Annotated in this window: 16 protein-coding genes; 11 read left to right on the forward strand and 5 right to left on the reverse strand. The window is 72.1% G+C overall.

From position 1 onward, the window contains the following. Positions 1-95: 95 nt before the first annotated feature. Both AC1PME_RS07610 and AC1PME_RS07615 read left to right on the forward strand, forming a co-directional pair. Complete coding sequence (locus AC1PME_RS07610) at positions 96-785, forward strand: carbonic anhydrase (RefSeq protein ID WP_254461013.1); 690 nt, start codon at positions 96-98, stop codon at positions 783-785. A 10-nt stretch (positions 786-795) separates the two neighbouring features. Continuing rightward, complete coding sequence (locus AC1PME_RS07615) at positions 796-2,358, forward strand: SulP family inorganic anion transporter (protein WP_481097774.1); 1,563 nt, start codon at positions 796-798, stop codon at positions 2,356-2,358. A gap of 515 nt (positions 2,359-2,873) precedes the next feature. On the opposite strand, the gene nth is transcribed toward AC1PME_RS07615, so the two are convergent. The 3 genes from nth to AC1PME_RS07630 are packed head-to-tail and all read right to left on the reverse strand — an operon-like array spanning position 2,874 to position 4,734. After that, positions 2,874-3,557, reverse strand: coding sequence for an endonuclease III (gene nth / locus AC1PME_RS07620; protein WP_307549645.1), 684 nt, complete (start codon positions 3,555-3,557; stop codon positions 2,874-2,876). Then, complete coding sequence (locus AC1PME_RS07625) at positions 3,554-3,940, reverse strand: hypothetical protein (RefSeq protein WP_307549647.1); 387 nt, start codon at positions 3,938-3,940, stop codon at positions 3,554-3,556. Before AC1PME_RS07625 ends, nth begins: the two co-directional genes overlap by 4 nt. An 11-nt stretch (positions 3,941-3,951) precedes the next feature. After that, a complete protein-coding gene (locus AC1PME_RS07630) occupies positions 3,952-4,734 on the reverse strand; it encodes an enoyl-CoA hydratase/isomerase family protein (protein WP_481097775.1) in 783 nt (260 codons plus the stop codon). A gap of 160 nt (positions 4,735-4,894) precedes the next feature. On the opposite strand from AC1PME_RS07630, the gene AC1PME_RS07635 reads away from it, so the two are divergent. The 4 genes from AC1PME_RS07635 (at position 4,895) to AC1PME_RS07650 (ending at position 8,380) form a co-directional block, all read left to right on the forward strand. Beyond that, on the forward strand, positions 4,895-5,596 hold the full coding sequence (locus AC1PME_RS07635; protein WP_254461017.1) for an FKBP-type peptidyl-prolyl cis-trans isomerase N-terminal domain-containing protein: 702 nt from the start codon (positions 4,895-4,897) through the stop codon (positions 5,594-5,596). Positions 5,597-5,709: 113 nt separating this feature from the next. Next, a complete protein-coding gene (locus tag AC1PME_RS07640; RefSeq protein WP_481097776.1) occupies positions 5,710-6,510 on the forward strand; it encodes an NUDIX hydrolase in 801 nt (266 codons plus the stop codon). Then, positions 6,507-7,388: a sulfurtransferase gene (locus AC1PME_RS07645; protein ID WP_481097777.1), complete on the forward strand. Its 882-nt coding sequence runs from the start codon at positions 6,507-6,509 to the stop codon at positions 7,386-7,388. The genes AC1PME_RS07640 and AC1PME_RS07645 overlap by 4 nt, the downstream gene beginning before the upstream one ends. 56 nt (positions 7,389-7,444) lie before the next feature. Then, a complete protein-coding gene (locus AC1PME_RS07650; RefSeq protein WP_481097778.1) occupies positions 7,445-8,380 on the forward strand; it encodes a DUF1684 domain-containing protein in 936 nt (311 codons plus the stop codon). 105 nt (positions 8,381-8,485) lie between these two features. Here AC1PME_RS07650 and AC1PME_RS07655 read toward each other — a convergent pair whose 3' ends face one another. Next, on the reverse strand, positions 8,486-9,061 hold the full coding sequence (locus AC1PME_RS07655; RefSeq protein WP_481097779.1) for an N-acetylmuramoyl-L-alanine amidase: 576 nt from the start codon (positions 9,059-9,061) through the stop codon (positions 8,486-8,488). 22 nt (positions 9,062-9,083) lie between these two features. Here AC1PME_RS07655 and AC1PME_RS07660 point away from each other — a divergent pair, with 22 nt between their 5' ends. The 4 genes from AC1PME_RS07660 (at position 9,084) to AC1PME_RS07675 (ending at position 12,398) form a co-directional block, all read left to right on the forward strand. Next, positions 9,084-9,575, forward strand: coding sequence for an MOSC domain-containing protein (locus tag AC1PME_RS07660; RefSeq protein WP_254461022.1), 492 nt, complete (start codon positions 9,084-9,086; stop codon positions 9,573-9,575). Continuing rightward, complete coding sequence (locus tag AC1PME_RS07665) at positions 9,572-10,099, forward strand: alpha/beta hydrolase (protein ID WP_254461023.1); 528 nt, start codon at positions 9,572-9,574, stop codon at positions 10,097-10,099. Before AC1PME_RS07660 ends, AC1PME_RS07665 begins: the two co-directional genes overlap by 4 nt. After that, the gene (locus AC1PME_RS07670) at positions 10,096-10,617 is read left to right on the forward strand and encodes a GNAT family N-acetyltransferase (protein WP_254461024.1); all 522 of its coding nucleotides are present in this window, start codon (positions 10,096-10,098) and stop codon (positions 10,615-10,617) included. The genes AC1PME_RS07665 and AC1PME_RS07670 overlap by 4 nt, the downstream gene beginning before the upstream one ends. A gap of 167 nt (positions 10,618-10,784) precedes the next feature. Continuing rightward, positions 10,785-12,398, forward strand: coding sequence for an ATP-binding cassette domain-containing protein (locus tag AC1PME_RS07675; RefSeq protein ID WP_481097780.1), 1,614 nt, complete (start codon positions 10,785-10,787; stop codon positions 12,396-12,398). Positions 12,399-12,575: 177 nt separating this feature from the next. Here the strand turns inward: AC1PME_RS07675 and AC1PME_RS07680 are convergent, their stop codons facing one another. Continuing rightward, positions 12,576-13,406 carry an oxidoreductase gene (locus AC1PME_RS07680; protein ID WP_481097781.1) on the reverse strand — a complete coding sequence of 277 codons (831 nt, stop codon included), beginning with the start codon at positions 13,404-13,406 and terminating at the stop codon, positions 12,576-12,578. Positions 13,407-13,495: 89 nt separating this feature from the next. Here AC1PME_RS07680 and AC1PME_RS07685 point away from each other — a divergent pair, with 89 nt between their 5' ends. After that, positions 13,496-14,425 (forward strand): AraC family transcriptional regulator, encoded by a 930-nt coding sequence (locus tag AC1PME_RS07685; RefSeq protein WP_307549665.1) that lies wholly within the window; start codon positions 13,496-13,498, stop codon positions 14,423-14,425. Positions 14,426-14,452 lie beyond the last annotated feature (27 nt).

The raw sequence follows: 14,452 nt of genomic DNA on the forward strand, positions 1-14,452 counted from the left end.
CCGCTGGCGATGCCGATCCTGCTGTGCTGCTGCTTGCGTCTGCGTCGTACCGAATGCGGTGCGGCCTCTGTCCCCCCGTGCCTGGAGATCCCCCCATGCAACGTCTGCTCGACGGTTTCCGCCACTTCCGCAACGAGGTCTATCCGCGCCAGCGTGGACTGTTCCGGCAACTCGCCGCCGGCCAGACCCCGCACACGCTGTTCATCACCTGCGCCGATTCGCGGGTGATGCCGGAACTGATGTTCGCCGCCCAGCCCGGCGAGCTGTTCGTCTACCGCAACATCGGCAACGTGGTCCCGCCGTACTCGCAGCACGTCAGCGGCGTGGTCGCGGCGATCGAGTACGCGGTGGCGGTGCTGCAGGTCGAGCACATCGTGATCTGCGGCCATACCGATTGCGGCGCGATGAAGGCGGTGCTCAATCCCGCCGCGCTGCAGGACGTGCCGACCGTGGCCGCCTGGCTCAAGCACACCGACAGCGCACGCCACGTCGCCGCGCAGCACGGCCATGCCGCGCATGGCGAGGACGCGTTGCACTGCCTGACCGAGGAGAACGTGGTGGCGCAGCTGGACCACCTGCGCACGCAGCCGGTGGTGGCGGCGCGGCTGGCGCGCGGCACGCTGCGTCTGCACGGCTGGATCTACGACATCGGCCATGGCGAGATCCGCGCCTTCGATGTCGAGCAGGGGCGTTTCCTGCCGCTGCTGCCGGAAGCCGGGCGGCGTCCGCCCGATGCCACGCCGCGGCCGCGCCTGGCCCCGGCCCTGCGCAACGTCGCCGTCTGAGGAGCCGCCCATGCACACCATGACAGAGCACGCTCCGGCCGGCGCCTCCGCGCTGGCCCGTTACCTGCGCGGCGGCGCCTTCGGCCGCGACCTGCTGGCCTCGGTGGTGGTCTTCCTGGTCGCGTTGCCGCTGTGCATGGGGATCGCGATCGCCTCGGGCATGCCGCCGGCCGCCGGGTTGATCACCGGCATCGTCGGCGGCCTGGTGGTCGGGCTGATCGCCGGCTCGCCGCTGCAGGTCAGCGGCCCGGCCGCGGGATTGGCGGTGCTGGTGTTCGAACTGGTCCGCGCGCATGGCGTGGCGGCGCTGGGGCCGGTGATCCTGCTGGCCGGCGTGATCCAACTGGTGGCCGGAGTGTGCCGGGCCGGCGTGTGGTTCCGCATGACCTCGCCGGCGGTGGTCGCCGGCATGCTCTCGGGCATCGGCATCCTGATCGTCGCCTCGCAGTCGCACGTGTTGCTGGATGCGGCGCCGAAGGCCCGCGGCCTGGAGAACTTCGCCGCGTTGCCGGCGGCGCTGTGGCGCGCGCTGGACGCCGGCGTGGGCCGCGCCGCCTTGCTGGTCGGCCTGGGCACCATCGCGATCATGCTGGCGTGGGAGCGGCTGCGTCCGCAGCGCTTGCGTTTCGTGCCCGGCGCGCTGCTGGCGGTGGTGGCGATGACCGCGCTGGTGCAGGTGCAGGCATTGGACGTGCGCAAGGTCGACGTGCCGGCCAACCTGCTCTCGGCGGTCCGGGTGCCGAGCCTGGACGACATGCTCGGCGTGTTCGACGCCACGCTGCTGCTGTCGGCGTTCACCTTCGCCTTCATCGCCAGCGCCGAGACCTTGCTGTCGGCGGCGGCGGTGGACCGCATGCACCAGGGCCCGCGCACCCAGTACGACCGCGAACTGGCCGCGCAGGGCGTGGGCAACATGCTGTGCGGTTTGCTCGGCGCGTTGCCGATGACCGGGGTGATCGTGCGCAGTGCGGCCAACGTGCAGGCCGGCGCGGCGACGCGCGTGTCCACCATGCTGCACGCGGCGTGGCTGCTGGTGTTCGCGTTGCTGCTGCCGTGGCTGCTGCGGATGACGCCGGTGGCGTGCCTGGCCGGCATCCTGGTCTATACCGGGCTGAAGATGGTCAAGTTCGGGCAGGTGCGCGAACTGGCCGCCTACGGCCGCGGCACCGCCGCGATCTACCTGGCGACCACCTTCGCCATCGTCGCCACCGACCTGCTGACCGGCGTGCTGATCGGCTTTGCGTTGTCGCTGCTGCGGCTGGCGCTGCAGCAGTCGCGGCTGACGGTCGGGGTGCATGCGCACGAAGACGGTGCCGGCGCCGGTGCCGGCAAGCTGCGCCTGTCGCTGGAGGGCTCGGCCACGTTCCTGCGCGTGCCGACGATGGCGCGAACCCTGGAGCGGCTGCCGCCCAACACCGAGCTGCACCTGGACGTGGCGCGGCTGCGCCACGTCGACCACGCGTGCCTGGAGCTGCTGCGCGACTGGAGCCGCAACGCCGCGGCCCGCGGCTGCGCTCTGGTGGTGGACTGGAAGGAACTGGACCGGCGCGTGGAAGGGCAACGTGCGGCGTAGTCTGTGGTGTGGCCGGCAGTGCTTCCGCCTGGCCAGTCGACAACATCCTGTAGGAGCGGTTTCAACCGCGATGCGGGCAGGCGAGGCCGTCTAGCGACGGAAACTGTCGCGGCTGAAGCCGCTCCTACAGTGCAATCAGGCGGCGTTCCGCTAGCGGTTTCGACCGTGGCGAGCGCGGCAGGCGATGTCGGCGACGGAGATTGTCGTGGCTGAAGCCGCTCCTGCAATGCCGCAGGCGACGGCTTGGGAAGCACTGTAGGAGCGGTTTCAACCGCGACGAGCGCAGCGATAGGCTCCGGGTGTTAGCTGCTGTCGGGGCTGAAGCCCCCCTCCCACAACAGCAGGTTCCGGCTTGCGGAACGCCATTGTGGGAGCGACTTCAGTCGCGACGAGCGGAGCGGCGGACCTCGCGTGCCGCGCTGGTTGCCGGAGCCGATGTCCCCAGTCCCGCACCAACCGGCGCTCAAGGCTGTGGTGCAGGCAATGACGCGCGCGCCTGCCTGCGACTGCGCCGCTCAGCCCGGCGTCTTGTCCTTGTACCGGCACAGGTCGCGGATCGCGCACTGCGGACAGTCGGGCTTGCGTGCCTTGCACACGTAGCGGCCGTGCAGGATCAGCCAGTGGTGGGCATCGTGCAGGAACTGCGCCGGCACCCGCTTGAGCAGGGAATCCTCGACCGCGCGCACGTCCTTGCCCGGCGCCAGCCCGGTGCGGTTGGCGACGCGGAAGATGTGCGTGTCCACCGCCATGGTCGGTTCGCCGAAGGCGGTGTTGAGCACCACGTTGGCGGTCTTGCGGCCGACCCCGGGCAGCGCCTCCAGCGCGGCGCGCGAATGCGGCACCTCGCCGCCGTGCTGCTCGACCAGGATCCGGCAAGTGGCGATGACGTTCTTGGCCTTGGCGTTGAACAGGCCGATGGTGGAGATGTAGCGCTTCAGCCCGTCCTCGCCCAGTGCCAGGATCGCGGCCGGGGTGTTCGCCACCGGGTACAGGCGGCGGGTGGCCTTGTTGACGCCGACGTCGGTGGCCTGCGCCGAGAGGATCACCGCGATCAGCAGTTCGAACGGGGTGGTGTACTCCAGCTCGGTGGTCGGGCTGGGATTGAGTTCGGACAGGCGCGAGAACAGCTCCTGGATCTCGTCCCTGCTCAGCAGGCGTCCGCGCCGCGCTGGCGCTGGCGCGGTGGCGGTGGCGCTCATCGGCCACCCCGCTGCGCGGCCTTGGCCTTGGCCCGGGCCAGGATCGCCGCGGCCGCCGCCGGCAGGGCCGGCGCGCTCGGCGCGGTTGCTGTCGCCGCGGCCGGCACCGGTCCGGCGCGGCGCGCCTGGCGTGCCGCGGCGCGGCGTTCCAGCCGTGCGGCGCGCGCCCGGTAGCGCGCCCGCGCGGCCCAGGCCTCGCGCAGGCGCTGCTGCGCGGCGCGCAACTGCGCGCGCAGCTGCGGATGCGCCGGATCCAGGCGATCGTCGCCGGGATCGTCGCCGCGGTAGTCCATCAGGCCGCCGTCGATCGCGGCGTCCAGATCGTCGTCCAGGATCCAGCGCAGCAACTGCAGCGGCGTGGCGGGCGTAGGGGCGTGCGACATCGTGCGCGGGCTCAGCGGTTGCGGAAGTGCGGCCGGCGCCGCTCCAGGAAGGCGCGGGTGCCTTCGCGCATGTCCTCGCTGGAGAACAGCAGGCCGAACTGCGCGGTCTCGTACTCCAGCCCCTGTTCGATCGCGCTCTCGCCGCCGATCTGGATCGCGTCGAGGATGCCGCGCAGCGCCAGCGGCGCGGCCTCGGCCAGTTGCTGCGCCAGCTGCAGCGTGGTCGCGCGCAGTTCGGCGGCGGCCACCACCCGGTTGACCAGGCCCAGTTGCAACGCGCGCGCCGCGTCGATCGGCGCGCCGAGCAGGCACAGTTCCAGCGCCGCGGCGCGGCCGGCCAGCCGCAGCAGGCGCTGGGTGCCGCCGAAGCCGGGGATCAGCCCGAGGTTGATCTCCGGCTGGCCCAGGCGGGCGCCGTCGGCGGCCACGCGCAGGTGGCAGGCCATCGCCAGTTCCAGGCCGCCGCCGAGGGCGAAGCCGTTGACCATCGCCAGCACCGGCTTGGGCATGCGCTCGATCCGGCGCATCAGGCGCTGGCCCAGTTGCGAGAAGTCGCGGCCCTGCACCGGTGTCAGTTCGTTCATTTCGGCGATGTCGGCGCCGGCCACGAAGGCCTTCTCGCCGGCGCCGGTCAGCACCACCACGCGGATCTGCGGGTCGTCGGCGGCGGTGGCGAAGGCCGCATCCAGCGCCTGCAATACCTGGCGATTCAAGGCGTTGAGCTTGTCGGCTCGATTCACGGTGAGGATGCGGATCGCACCCTGGGTATCGGCGAGGACCGGCGTGCCGGACATGTGCATTCCTGGTTGTTAAAAAAAAGTAATGGGAACTCTGGGCGGGCCGCAGCAGTCAGAGCAGCGTCGTCGGTAGCGGTTATGCGTCGCGGCGGCTATCCTAACGCGTCATCTCAGGCGGCACGGGCCGCCCTGTGCCACCACCCTGGAGAATTGTTTGATGAAGTTGCGTTCTATTGCGGTCGCTGTCGCGGCCCTCGCCCTGAGCGGCAATGCGTTCGCCCAGGACACCTCGTCCGAGAAGGGCAAGCTGAGCTATTACTTCGGCTACGACTACGGCAACAACCTTGCCGAACTCACCGGCCGCGGCGAGCAGCTCGATATCAATGCGGTGGTGAAGGGCTTGCAGGACGCCTACGCCAAGAAGCAGCCGGCGGTCAGCGCCGACCAGCTGAAGCCGGCGGTGGAAGCGTTCCAGAAGCGCGAGCAGGCCCGCGCCCAGCAGGCCAAGGCCGACTACGAGAAGGCCGCTGCCGAGAACAAGACCAAGAGCGACCAGTTCATGGCCCAGAACAAGGCCAAGCCCGGCGTGCAGACGCTGCCCAGCGGCGTGCAGTACCGCGTGATCGAGGCCGGTACCGGCCCCAAGCCGACCCAGGCCAGCACGGTGCAGTTGGAAGTGGCCGGTCCGTATCCGTTCGGCCAGCGCCCGGCGCAGGCGCGCCCGGCGCAGCAGATCCCGGCGATCAAGGTCAGCGAAGTCGAGATGCAGGCCATGCGCGACACGCTGCTGCAGATGCCGGCCGGCTCCAAGTGGGAAGTGACCCTGCCGCCGGACAAGGCCTACGGCGCCGACCCGCGTACGCCGTTCCCGCCGAACGTGGCGGTGCAGTTCGAGATCAAGCTGGTCAGCGTCAAGTAAGCGCGCTGCTCCAGTGCACGACGATTGCGCCGGCAGCGATGCCGGCGCAATTTTTTTGGGCGGGCCACGACGGCGCCGACGAATCGCGCTAGGCTGGCAAGGTGTCGAATCCGATGGATCCCGTTCCGCATGCCCCGCTCACGCCCTGCATCGGTGTCTGCCGTCTCGATGCGCAGGGCCATTGCGTGGGCTGCCTGCGCAGCGGCGACGAGATCGCACGCTGGCGCGGCATGAGCGACGCCGAACGCCGCCGCTACATGGACGAGGTGCTGCCGGGCCGCGGCTGGTCGCCGTCGCCGGCGCAGCGTCTGGCCGAACGCGCGCATCTGCTGCGCGCGCTGTACCCGTTGCAGCGGCCGCCGGCGGGGCCGGGCTGGAACCACCACGAACTGCAGGACCTGCTGCCGGACGGCGCGCCGGTGGAAGCCGCGGTGCTGGCCGGCCTGGTGCCGCGCGCCGACGGCACCCACGTGCTGCTGACCCGGCGCACCGACAGCCTGCGCCACCACGGCGGCCAGGTCAGTTTTCCCGGCGGCCGCATCGAGGCCAGCGACGCCGACGCGGTGGCTGCGGCGCTGCGCGAGAGCGAGGAAGAGATCGCGTTGCCGGCGACGCAGGCCGAGCCGCTGGGCTACCTGGATCCGTTCGTCACCATCAGCGGCTTCCGGGTGATGCCGGTGGTCGCGGCGATCGATCCGCGCTTCGTGCCGCAGCCGCATCCGGGCGAGGTGGCGGAGGTGTTCGAGGTGCCGCTGGCCTACCTGATGGCGCCGGACAACCTGCGCAGCATCGAGACCGATTACCGCGGACGCCCGCGGGTCGTGCTGGAGTACGGCTGGCCCGGCCAGCGGATCTGGGGCGCGACCGCGGCGATCCTGCTCAACCTGCGCCGCCGACTGGAGCAAACCGCATGACCACCGCGTCTCTCGAATGGCACACCCTGGTCGAGGCGTCGGCGTTGGCCGCCGCGCTCGGCGATCCCGCGCTGCGGCTGGTGGATGCGCGCTTCGCGCCGGCGGCGCTGCTCGACCCCGCCGCCGCGGCGGCGGCGCGCCAGGCCTATCTGCAGTCGCACCTGCCCGGCGCGGTCTACGCCGATCTGAACACCGATCTGTCCGATCTCGGCCGTCCCGGCCTGGGCCGGCATCCGTTGCCGGACGCCGCGGCGTTCGCGCGCACCCTGGGCCAGTGGGGCATCGGCCCGCAGCACCAGGTGGTGGTCTACGACGCCGGCGACGGCAGCATGGCCGCGGCGCGGTTGTGGTGGATGCTGGGCCTGCTCGGCCATCGCCGTGTCGCCGTGCTCGACGGCGGCCTGGCCGAGTGGCGCCGGCTCGGCCTGCCGGAAACCGACACGGCCACTGCGCCGTCGCCGTTGCCGCCGTATCCGCAGACCTTCGACGCGGCGCGCATCGTCTCGGCCGAGGAGGTCGCCGCGCGCCTGCACGAGGCGCCGGGCTGGCTGCTCGATGCGCGCGCCGGCGAACGCTTTCGCGGTGAAGTGGAGCCGATCGACCCGCTGCCCGGCCACGTCCCCGGCGCGCTCAACCGGCCGCTGGCGCAGAACCTGCGCGACGGCCGCCTGCGCCCGGCGCAGGAACTGCGCGCGGAGCTGCAACCGCTGCTGCAGGGGCGCGATCCGCGCGAAGTGGTGCTGATGTGCGGCTCCGGCGTCACCGCCTGCCATCTGCTGCTGGCGCTGGAGCATGCCGGCCTGCACGGCGCGCGCGTGTATGCCGGCTCCTGGAGCGGCTGGATCGCCGATCCGGCGCGGCCGCGCGCCACCGGCTAGGCGCGCGGCATCGACACGGCGGACAGGCACGATGGTGGGCGACAGGGGGCGGACGCATGCGGTGGCGTGAGACTTGCGGGCTGGCGATGCTGCTGGGCCTGGCTGCCTGCGGCGACCGGCGTGCGGCGACCGATGGCGCCGATGCCTCGCCGCGTGCGCAATCGGCCACGCACTATCGTGAGGCGGTGCTGCACAGCCGTGCGCAGCGCGTGGCGACGCTGCGCGCGCCGTCGGGCTGGTTGAGCTACACCGGCTCCGGCCGCCTGCACGGCGGCGTGCACCAGGTCGGCAGCGCCGCCGGCAACGACGTGCAGTTGCCGGCCGGCCCGGCGCATCTGGGCGTGCTGCAGGTGGATCCGCAGCAGGGCGTGCATTTCCAGGCCGCGGCGGACGCGACGGTGCAGGTGAACGGCCAGCCGTTCCGCGGCGGCCGGCTGGAGACCGACACGGCGCATGGCACCCAGACCCGCCTGATGCTGGGCGCGCAGGAGTTCTACGTGGTGCGCACCGGCAACCTGTTCGGCTGGCGGTTCCGCGATCCGCAGGCGCCGGCGCGCGCGCGCTTCCGCGGCATCGACTATTTCCCGATCGATCCGCAGTGGCGGGTGGTGGCCGACTGGCATCCGCTGCCGGCGCCGCGGGCGATGGTGCTGCTGACCTCGATCGGCACGCCGCAGCCGCTGGCCTTGGTCGGCAGCGCCGAATTCGTGCTGCACGGGCGGCGCCATCGCCTGCAGGTCCTGCGCGACGGCGCCGGCCAGCGCCTGTTCCTGCCGTTCTCCGACCGCACCAGCGGCCGCGAGAGCTATGGCGGCGCCCGCTATCTGTTCGTGCCGCCGCCGCAGGGCGACCGCATCGTGCTGGATTTCAACCTGGCGCAGAACCCGCCGTGCGCGTTCACCCCGCACGTGGTGTGTGCGCTGGCGCCGGTGGGCAATCGCCTGGACGTGGCGGTGACGGCCGGCGAGAAGAACTACGTCGGCGCGCGCTGATATTTCGTAGGAGCGGCTCTTGTCCCCTTTTGCGGGATCAGCCGCGACCCGATTCGATCGGTGACGCCCGGTCGCGGCTGAAGCCGCTCCTGCGACGGGTCGCGATCACGCCGGTGGCGCATACGGCGCCAGCGCCACCGCCGCCAGCACCTGCGGCCACGGGAAGCGCGGCCCCGGATCCAGCTTGCGCTGTACCTGCCGCGTCGGATCGTCGCTGGCCGGTTCCAGGCTGCGGTCCAGCGCATCGTGCCCGGCGATGTGGCGCAGTTGCGGCAACTCCGCGCGCAGCTGCTGCAGCAGCCGGATCAGCGCCTGCAGTTGCGCCGGCGGGTAGGGCTCGGCCATCGCCTGGTGGCGCGAATCCAGCCACAGCGGATAACGGCCGCGATTGACCAGTTCGATACCCAGCGACTGCCGGTTGTAGCCGCGCACGTGGTGCGCGACGCGCTGCAGCGGCACGTAGCGGTGCACGCTGCCGTCGCGGTCGATGTAGAAATGGCCGCTGTTGCCGGTGCCTGACGGATACAGCACGCGCTCGCCGTACAGGCGCGCGCTGGCCAGGTCCGGCAGCTCGGTGCAGTGGATCACCGCCAGGGTGATGCTCTCCGGCGCGCGCTCCTCCAGCAGTCCGACGTAGGGCAGGGGCGCATCGTGGATCGGCAACGGCGAGGTGGGCGGCATGCGCGGATGCTAGCATTCGCCGATGACCCTGAATTCCGAAAGCCCGCTGGCGACCCTGCTGGCCACACTGCCGCGCGCCGGACGCGTGGAATGGATCGGCCTGCGCCCGGCGCGCGACGTGCCGATGCACGCAGTCGACGCCGCCGCGGCGCAGACCGGGGGCGGCCTGCACGGCGACCGCTACGCCGGCCGCAACGGCAAGCGCGGGGTGACCCTGATCCAGGCCGAGCACCTGCCGGCGATCGCCGCGCTGGCCGGTCACGCGGCGGTGGCGCCGGCGACCCTGCGGCGCAACGTGGTGGTCTCGGGCATTCCGCTGATCGCCCTGAAGGGGCGCCGCTTCCGCATCGGCGAGGTCGAGCTGGAAGGCGTCGCGCCGTGCGATCCGTGCTCGCGCATGGAACAGGCGCTGGGACCGGGCGGCTACAACGCCATGCGCGGCCACGGCGGCCTGTGCGCACGCATCGTGCAGGGCGGCACGCTGCGGTTGGGCGATGCGGTGGTGGCGCTGTGAGCCGCGGCCACTGCATCCTCTCGCACGGCTTCGAGAGCGGGCCGGACGCGATCAAGGTGACCGCGCTGGCCGAGGTCGCGCAGCGCCTGGGCTGGAGCCATTCGCGCCCGGACTACACCGACCTGGACGCGCGCCGCGACATCAGCCCGCTCGGCGACGTGCCGACCCGCCTGCAGCGCTTGCTGGAGCTGGCGCAGGCCGCGGCGCAGCGCGGGCCGCTGGTGCTGGCCGGTTCCAGCCTCGGCGCCTACATCGCCGCGCAGGTGTCGCTGCACGTGCCGGTGCGCGGCCTGTTCCTGATGGTGCCGCCGACGCGGATGGGCCACCTACCGGCGCTGGACGCGGCACCGGTGCCGACCTCGGTGGTGCACGCCTGGCGCGACGAACTGATTCCCGCCGGCGAGGTGATCGCCTGGGCGCAGGCGCGCGCCGCGCGGCTGCTGCTGGTCGACGACACGCATCGCCTGGGCGAGCACGTGGCGACCTCGGCGCAGGCCTTCGCCGAGCTGCTGGAGCGCCTGTGAGCGCGTCCGACGCGTTGTCGGTGCGCGCCGCGCGGCCGGCCGACGCGGCGGCGATCGAGGCGCTGACCCTGGTCGCGTTCTTCCGCGTCGCGCACAGCCGCCACGACGAGCAGGACATCATCGAACGGTTGCGCGCCGATGGCGCGCTGACCCTGTCGCTGGTGATCGAGCACGAGGGCTATGTCGTCGGCCATGTCGCGGTGTCGCCGGTGAGCCTGTCCGACGGCAGCCGCGGCTGGTACGGCCTGGGGCCGCTGTCGGTGGGGCCGGGCCACCAGCGCCAGGGCCTGGGCGCGCGGCTGGTGCGCGAGGCATTGGCGCAGTTGCAGGCGCTGGGCGCGGCCGGCTGCGTGGTGCTGGGCGAGCCGGCGTACTACGCGCGCTTCGGCTTCCGTCCGGAGCCGGGGCTGACCCTGCCGGGCGTGCCGGTCGAGGCGTTCCAGGCGCTGGCCTTCGGCGAGCGCCTGCCGCCGATGGCCGAGGTGACCTACCACCCGGCGTTCCTGTCCGCTTCCTGAGCCATCGCGGCGCGACGTCGCCCGTCAGGGGCGGGGTGCGCTAGCATCGCCGCGCGCCCCCCTCGAGGATCCACGCCGATGCGCCATTGATGCCGCCGTCTTCGCGACGGCCTTCGTCCCACCTGCCGAGCGATCGGTGGGCACGACCGGCATCCATGGAGGTTCCCATGACGCATCCGCTGCTTTTGCTGGACAGCGCGACGCATGTCCTGCCCGATGGCAGGATCCTGTTTTCCGATCTGCACTTCGCGCTCGACGCGCGCCGCACCGGCCTGGTGGGGTGCAATAGCGTCGGCAAGAGCGTGTTCGCGCGCTTGCTGGCCGGCGAGTTGACGCCCAGCGCCGGGCGCTGCGTGCGCCACGGCCGCCTCCACTACGTGCCGCAGCAGATCGCGCCGCCAGCGCATGCCACCGTCGCCGACCTGGCCGGGGTGGGCGCGGCGCTGCGGGCGCTGGCGCGGATCGAGGCGGGCAGCGGCGACGCGGCCGACTTCGATGCGCTCGGCGAGCGTTGGGACCTCGCCCAGCGCTTGCAGGCGCAGCTGCACGCGCACGGCCTGGGCGGGTTGCCGCCGCAACGCCTGGCCGCCACGCTCAGCGGCGGCGAAGCGATGCGGGTGGCGTTGATCGGCGCCTGGCTGGCCGATGCCGATGCGCTGATCCTCGACGAACCGACCCTGCACCTGGACGCGGCGCAGCGGCAGCGCCTGCGCGAAGCGCTGCAGCGCTGGCCGGGCGGCCTGCTGGTGATCAGTCACGATCCGTTGCTGCTGCAGGACATGCAGCGCACGCTGGAGCTGTCGCCCGGCGGGCTGCGCGACTACGGCGGCGACTACGCGTTCTACCTGCAGTGCCGGGCACGCGAGCGCGACGTCGCGCAGGCCGAACTGGCCCGGCACAAGCTGCAGCATGCGCGCGACAACCCCGCCTGGCAGGCGCAGCACGAGCGACAGCAGCGGCGCAGCGCGCGCGGCCGGCAGCAGGCCGGCGTGGCCAACCAGGCGCCGGTCCTGCTCGGCCGGCAGAAGCAGCGCAGCCAGGAGAGTGCCGGCAAGCGCGTGCGCGACCACCAGGCGACGCAGGCGCGCACCCTGGCGCGCATCGCCGCGGCGGCGCGCCAGGTGCAGCCCGACGTGCCGGTGGCGCTGTTCGCGCCGCCGCCGGCCGATGCGGCGACCCGGCGCCTGGTCGAGTTGCAGGCGCTGCGGTTGCCGTTCGCGCCGGCGACGCGGCAGCCGCTGGATCTGGTGGTGCAGGGCGGCGCACGGATCGGCGTGGTCGGGGCCAACGGCAGCGGCAAGTCGACCCTGCTGCGCGCGTTGGCCGGGCACGTGCAGGCACTGTCCGGCAGTTGCCGGGTGCGCGCGGCCAGCGCCTATCTGGACCAGTCGCTGACGCTGCTCGATCCGGCCGCCACCGCGCTGGCACAGGTGCAGGCCGCAGCGCCCGGCATCGCGCTGGCCGACCTGCGCACGCGGCTGGCCTTGCTCGGCCTGGACGCGCAACGCATCGGCGTGCCCTGCGCCCGACTCAGCGGCGGCGAACGGCTGAAGACCGCGCTGGCCTGCGCGCTCTACCGCACGCCGCCGGCGGAGCTGCTGTTGCTGGACGAGCCGGACAACCACCTGGACCGCGAGGCCCGCGACGCGCTGCGTGCGGTGTTGCTGCAGTATCCCGGCGCGCTGCTGGTGGTGTCGCACGATGCGGCATTCCTCGACACGCTGGGCCTGCAGCAGCGCTTGCAGGCCGATCCCGAGGCGTGGCGGCTGACGCCATGGTGAGTGGCGTGCGCTGCCGTCGACGGGGTCGGCCGCCGGGCATTGCGCGGCGAGCTGGGGAGGGCACTGACAGCGTCAGCGCCCTCGCCGCGATGATCTGCGCAGCCTGCAGCCTGCAGCCTGCATCGGTCCGTGCCGCGGTCGACGTTGTGCGTCGCAGGGCGGCGCGACGGCCGCCGCTCAGGCATCGGTGGAACGGCTCACGGCCTCCCAAGCCGCGATGTCCGCCTTCAGGCGGTCGAGCTTGTCACGCACCAGGCCCAGGGCGTCGCTACCCAACAACAGATGTGCAGGCGGTGCAGGCGCGTCGATCAACGCTAGCATGGCCTGGGCGGCCTTGGCCGGGTCACCGAGCTGGCGGCCGCTCTTGGCCTGGCGGGCGTCGCGGATCGGATCGAACAGCGGATCGTAGTCGGCGATGCTGCGCGGCGTCCTGACCATCGAACGGCCCGCCCAGTCGGTGCGGAACGACCCCGGCGCCACCGCCGTCACGTGGATGCCCAGCGCGGCGACCTCCTGTCCCAACGCTTCGGAAATGCCCTCCAGCGCGAACTTGCTGCCGCAGTAGTAGGCGATGCCGGGCATGGTGATGAAGCCGCCCATCGAGGTGATGTTGACGATGTGCCCGCGGCGTCGTTGACGCATGGCGGGCAGCACCGCCTTCATCATCGCCACCGCGCCGACCACGTTGACGTCGAGTTGGTGACGCAGGGCCTCCAGCGGGGATTCCTCCAGGATCCCTTCGTGGCCGTAGCCGGCATTGTTGACCAGCACGTCCAGCGGCCCGACCGTGGCTTCGATCTCGGCGACGATGCCGGGAATGGCCTCGACGTCGGTGACGTCCAGCACACGGGCGACCGCCCCGGCGCCGAGCGCCTCGAACTCCTGCCGCGCCTGCGCGCTGCGCACGGTGCCGACGACGCGATGTCCGGCCGTCAGCGCCGCTTGAGCCAGCGCGCGGCCGAGGCCGCTGCTGACGCCGGTGATGAGCAAGGTTTTTTGCGGTGCCATGGCCCGCTCCTGAGGGGATGAGCGGCGAATGATGCGATGATCAACGCGCCGCTCCGATGCCGCGATCTCTGCAATCCTTGCCTGTTTCTATGACTGCCGTCGCCAGTTCCGTCGACTTGCTGCGTGCCCTGGCACCGCAGGAGGGCTACAACCTGACCGCATTGCCGGATGTCCGGGTGCTGCGTTCGGACCGGCCGCTGACCGATACGCCGGTGCTGTACGACCCGGGCATCGTCATCGTCTGCCAGGGCGCCAAGCGCGGCCATTTCGGAGAGTCGGTGTTCGTCTACGACGAGCAGCACTATCTGTCCGTCGCCGTCCCGGTGCCCTTCACCATGCAATCCGACGGCAGCGCGGAGCGTCCGTTGCTGGCGCTGTACCTGCACCTGGACTTCCAGCTCGCGGCCGGGCTGCTGGTCGAGCTCGACCAGGCCGGTCCTGTGCCGCTGGCGCAGGCGCCGGCGAGCATGCTGTCCAGCCCGATGGACGACAGCATGCGACAGACCGTGCAGCGCCTGCTGCAGGCGCTGAGCCACCCGCTGGACGCGGCGATCCTCGGCCGCGCACTCGTGCGCGAGCTGTACTTCCGCGTGCTGACCGGGCCGCAAGGCCACGGGCTGCGCGCGGCCTTGGCGCAGCAAGGCCACTTCGGCCGCATCGGTCGTGCCCTGCAGCGCATCCACCGCGATCATGCCCGGCGGCTAGACGTCGCGCAGCTGGCGCGCGAGGCGGGGATGAGCACGCCCTCGTTCCATGCGCATTTTAAGGCGGTGACCCAGGTCGCGCCGATGCAGTACCTGAAATCGATCCGCCTGCACCAGGCGCGGCTGCTGATGGCGCGCGAGGGCATGACCGCCGCGGCCGCCGGTCACGCGGTCGGCTACGAGAGCGCGTCGCAGTTCACCCGCGAGTTCAAACGTCTGTTCGGCCGGCCGCCGATGGCGGAGGCACGGCGCATGCGCGCCGACTTCGCGGTGCCGCCGGCCATGGCCGGCGCGGCATTCGTCGCCTCGCATTGAGCGATGCGGTGCGCACCACGGCTACGG

This window comes from Xanthomonas sp. NCPPB 901, from assembly GCF_056725085.1.

Coding starts and splice junctions, on each gene's coding strand:
- AC1PME_RS07630 (WP_481097775.1), bottom strand. CDS start 4,734: ATGTCCGGCACGCCGGTCCTCGCCGATACCCAGGGTGCGATCCGCATC.
- AC1PME_RS07660 (WP_254461022.1), top strand. CDS start 9,084: ATGACCCTGAATTCCGAAAGCCCGCTGGCGACCCTGCTGGCCACACTG.
- nth (WP_307549645.1), bottom strand. CDS start 3,557: ATGAGCGCCACCGCCACCGCGCCAGCGCCAGCGCGGCGCGGACGCCTG.
- AC1PME_RS07680 (WP_481097781.1), bottom strand. CDS start 13,406: ATGGCACCGCAAAAAACCTTGCTCATCACCGGCGTCAGCAGCGGCCTC.
- AC1PME_RS07615 (WP_481097774.1), top strand. CDS start 796: ATGCACACCATGACAGAGCACGCTCCGGCCGGCGCCTCCGCGCTGGCC.
- AC1PME_RS07650 (WP_481097778.1), top strand. CDS start 7,445: ATGCGGTGGCGTGAGACTTGCGGGCTGGCGATGCTGCTGGGCCTGGCT.
- AC1PME_RS07625 (WP_307549647.1), bottom strand. CDS start 3,940: ATGTCGCACGCCCCTACGCCCGCCACGCCGCTGCAGTTGCTGCGCTGG.
- AC1PME_RS07640 (WP_481097776.1), top strand. CDS start 5,710: ATGGATCCCGTTCCGCATGCCCCGCTCACGCCCTGCATCGGTGTCTGC.
- AC1PME_RS07635 (WP_254461017.1), top strand. CDS start 4,895: ATGAAGTTGCGTTCTATTGCGGTCGCTGTCGCGGCCCTCGCCCTGAGC.
- AC1PME_RS07655 (WP_481097779.1), bottom strand. CDS start 9,061: ATGCCGCCCACCTCGCCGTTGCCGATCCACGATGCGCCCCTGCCCTAC.
- AC1PME_RS07685 (WP_307549665.1), top strand. CDS start 13,496: ATGACTGCCGTCGCCAGTTCCGTCGACTTGCTGCGTGCCCTGGCACCG.
- AC1PME_RS07610 (WP_254461013.1), top strand. CDS start 96: ATGCAACGTCTGCTCGACGGTTTCCGCCACTTCCGCAACGAGGTCTAT.
- AC1PME_RS07645 (WP_481097777.1), top strand. CDS start 6,507: ATGACCACCGCGTCTCTCGAATGGCACACCCTGGTCGAGGCGTCGGCG.
- AC1PME_RS07675 (WP_481097780.1), top strand. CDS start 10,785: ATGACGCATCCGCTGCTTTTGCTGGACAGCGCGACGCATGTCCTGCCC.